A 3,282-nucleotide genomic window follows, 5' to 3' on the forward strand; every position below is an offset into this window, starting at 1 on the left:
CTCGTGACCGGTGGTGCCGGCTTCATCGGCTCCGCGGTGGTCCGCAAGCTCGTCGCCGAGACCCGGCACGAGGTCTGCGTCGTCGATAAGCTGACCTATGCGGGCAATCTGGCTTCTCTGGCGCCGGTTGCCGGGAGCGACCGCTACCGCTTCGAGCAGGCGGATATCTGCGACAGCGAGCGGATGAAGGCGATCTTCTCCGATTTCTCGCCGGATATCGTCATGCATCTGGCTGCGGAGAGCCATGTCGACCGCTCGATCGACGGCCCTGCCGCTTTCATCGAGACGAATGTCGTCGGAACCTTCGCGCTGCTGCAGCAGGCGTTGCGCCATTATCGCGAACTGCCGGCCGAACGCCGCGAAGGCTTCCGCTTCCACCACATCTCGACCGACGAGGTCTTTGGCTCGCTGGGCGCGGACGGGTTTTTCCGGGAGGATACGGCCTACCAGCCGAACTCGCCCTACTCGGCCTCAAAGGCGGCTTCGGATCATCTCGTGCGGGCCTGGCACCATACCTACGGTCTGCCGGTGGTAATGACCAATTGCTCGAACAATTACGGCCCCTATCACTTCCCGGAGAAGCTGATCCCGCTGATGATCATCAATGCGCTCGAAGGCAAGCCGCTGCCGGTCTATGGCAACGGCCTCAACGTGCGCGACTGGCTTTATGTCGACGATCATGCCGATGCGCTGCTCACGGTTGCGACGGACGGCAAGCTGGGCGAGAGCTACAATATCGGCGGCCATAACGAGAAGGCCAATATCGAAGTGGTCAGGACGCTCTGCGCCATTCTCGACGAGCTTAGGCCGGACCCCGCCGGGCCGCGCGAGCGCCTGATCACCTATGTGACCGACCGGCCGGGCCACGATGCGCGCTATGCGATCGATGCCGGCAAGATCGGCCGCGAGCTCGGCTGGATGCCCAAGGAAACGTTCGAGACCGGCCTGCGTCGCACCGTCGAGTGGTATCTCGCCAATCCGAAATGGTGGGGTGACATCCGTTCGGGTGTCTATCGTGGCGAACGCCTGGGCGCAGCCTGAGCAGAGGGGATCAGCGATGCTCAGCGTCGAGGAAGCGGCAATTCCGGCCGTCAAGGTGATCACGCCGAAGAAAATCGGCGATCAGCGCGGCTTCTTCTCCGAGATCTGGAGCCGCGAGGCTTTTGCAGAGGCGGGAATCGCCGTCGATTTCGTCCAGGACAACCACTCCCTTTCCAGGCCTGTCGGTACGTTGCGCGGGCTGCATTTCCAGTCGCCGCCCTTCACGCAGGCCAAGCTGGTGCGGGTGACGCGCGGGCGCATCCTCGACGTAGCGGTCGACATCCGGGCCCTGTCGCCGACATTCGGCAAGCATGTCGCGGTCGAGTTGTCAGCCGAGAACTGGAAGCAGCTGTTCGTGCCGGCGGGTTTTGCCCACGGCTTCGTTACGCTCGAGCCAGATACCGAGGTTCTCTACAAGGTCTCCGCGCCTTATGCGCCTCAGAACGATCACGGGCTTGCGTTCGACGATCCGGCCCTCGGGATCGACTGGGGCTTGCCGCTCTCCGAGTTGACGCTTTCCGAGAGGGATCGCAAGCATCCGCGGCTCGCCGAGATGCTGCGGTTTTTCGAGTGATGGGTCTGCGCATCGCCGTCACCGGCTGGACCGGCCAGGTCGTCCGCGCCATGCTGGAGCGCGTCCCGGCGGGCGTCGAGGTCATCGCGCTCCGCCGCCCGGAGCTCGATCTCGCCGATCACCGGACGATCGCGCCGGCGCTGCGTTCGGCGAGGCCGGACGTGATCGTGAATGCGGCTGCCTACACGGCGGTGGATCAGGCCGATAGCGAACCCGCTCTCGCCATGCGCATCAACGGAAGCGCGGCCGGCGAGGCGGCGCGCGCGGCCACCATTCTCGGCATCCCGGTCATCCAGCTCTCGACGGATTATGTCTTCGACGGGAATCTCGACCGGCCCTATCGGGAAGAGGATGCGACCGGGCCGATCTCGGCCTATGGCGCGAGCAAGCTCGCGGGAGAGCAGGCAGTCGCTGCCGCCACGGCGAACTATGCCGTCCTGCGCACGGCCTGGATCTACAGCCCCTTCGGCAAGAATTTCGTCAAGACCATGTTGCGCCTTGCCGAAACCCATGACGAAGTCGCGGTCGTTGCCGATCAGCATGGCTGTCCTACGAGCGCGCTCGACATCGCCGATGCGGTTTTCGCCGTCGCGCGCAACCTCGTCGCACGGGCCGATGACGCGACGCTGCGGGGCGTCTTCCATATGAGCGCCACGGGAGAGGCCGCGTGGGCCGATGTGGCAGAGGCGATTTTCGCCGAGCGCGAGCGCCATGGCGGCAAGCCGGTCGCGGTGAAGCGCATTGCCAGCTCGGACTATCCGACGCCGGCGCGGAGACCGGCCAATTCGCGGCTCGACTGCAGTAAGCTCGCCGCGCGCCACGGCGTGGCGCTGCCCGCCTGGCGTTCTTCGCTCGCGGTTTGCGTCGGGCGGCTTCTCAAGGATCAGGAGTAGACGATGAAGGGCATCATCCTCGCCGGCGGCTCCGGCACGCGGCTGCATCCGATGACGCTGGCGATGTCGAAGCAGCTTCTGCCCGTCTACGACAAGCCGATGATCTATTACCCGCTGTCGACCCTGATGCTTGCGGGCATCCGTGACGTGCTGATCATTTCGACCCCGCACGACCTGCCGCATTTCAAGCGGCTGCTCGGCGACGGTTCCGCCTGGGGCATCAGCCTCAGCTATGCCGAGCAGCCGCATCCCGGCGGGCTGGCGCAGGCCTATCTGATCGGGGAGGATTTCGTCGCGGGGCAGCCGTCGGTGCTGATTCTCGGCGACAACCTGTTCTACGGGAACTCTCTGCCCGAAGTCATGGCGCGTGCCAGGAGGCGGTCGAAGGGTGCGACCGTCTTCGCCTACCATGTGCGCGATCCCGAACGCTACGGGGTCGTCGCCTTCGAAAAGTCCGGCAAGGCGATCTCGATCGAGGAGAAACCGGAGAAGCCGAAGTCGAGTTGGGCGGTGACGGGGCTGTATTTCTATGACGCTCAGGTCGTGGAGATCGCGAAGAGCCTCAAGCCGTCGCCCCGTGGCGAGCTGGAGATCACCGACATCAACCGCATCTATCTCGAGCGGGGAGAGCTTTCGGTGGAGCTCATGGGGCGGGGCTTTGCCTGGCTCGATACGGGGACGCCTGAGAGCCTGCTCGAAGCCGGGCAGTTCGTCCGCACCCTCGAAAATCGCCAGGCGCTGCGGATAGCCTGCCCTGAGGAAATTGCGGCAAGG

General features: G+C 64.8%; 4 protein-coding genes. All 4 read left to right on the top strand.

Translation table 11 applies throughout. From position 1 onward, the window contains the following. Nucleotides 1-1,041 (top strand): dTDP-glucose 4,6-dehydratase (gene rfbB / locus ACIPIA_RS12900; RefSeq protein WP_400510131.1); only part of this gene is annotated, 1,041 nt, incomplete at its 5' end. Nucleotides 1,042-1,057: 16 nt separating this feature from the next. Then, nucleotides 1,058-1,615, top strand: a complete 558-nt coding sequence (gene rfbC / locus ACIPIA_RS12905) for a dTDP-4-dehydrorhamnose 3,5-epimerase (protein ID WP_400510132.1) — start codon at nt 1,058-1,060, stop codon at nt 1,613-1,615. Beyond that, the gene (rfbD, locus tag ACIPIA_RS12910; RefSeq protein WP_400510134.1) at nt 1,615-2,508 is read left to right on the top strand and encodes a dTDP-4-dehydrorhamnose reductase; all 894 of its coding nucleotides are present in this window, start codon (nt 1,615-1,617) and stop codon (nt 2,506-2,508) included. Before rfbC ends, rfbD begins: the two co-directional genes overlap by 1 nt. A gap of 3 nt (nt 2,509-2,511) precedes the next feature. Beyond that, on the top strand, nt 2,512-3,282 hold a 771-nt coding region (rfbA, locus tag ACIPIA_RS12915), incomplete at its 3' end, for a glucose-1-phosphate thymidylyltransferase RfbA (RefSeq protein WP_400510135.1).

It is taken from the genome of Allobosea sp. CER48 (genome assembly GCF_044752385.1).
GTDB lineage: Bacteria > Pseudomonadota > Alphaproteobacteria > Rhizobiales > Beijerinckiaceae > Allobosea.

What these genes read in the sequence shown, in the direction of transcription:
- rfbD (WP_400510134.1), top strand. Translation starts at nt 1,615, where the DNA reads ATGGGTCTGCGCATCGCCGTCACCGGCTGGACCGGCCAGGTCGTCCGC.
- rfbC (WP_400510132.1), top strand. Translation starts at nt 1,058, where the DNA reads ATGCTCAGCGTCGAGGAAGCGGCAATTCCGGCCGTCAAGGTGATCACG.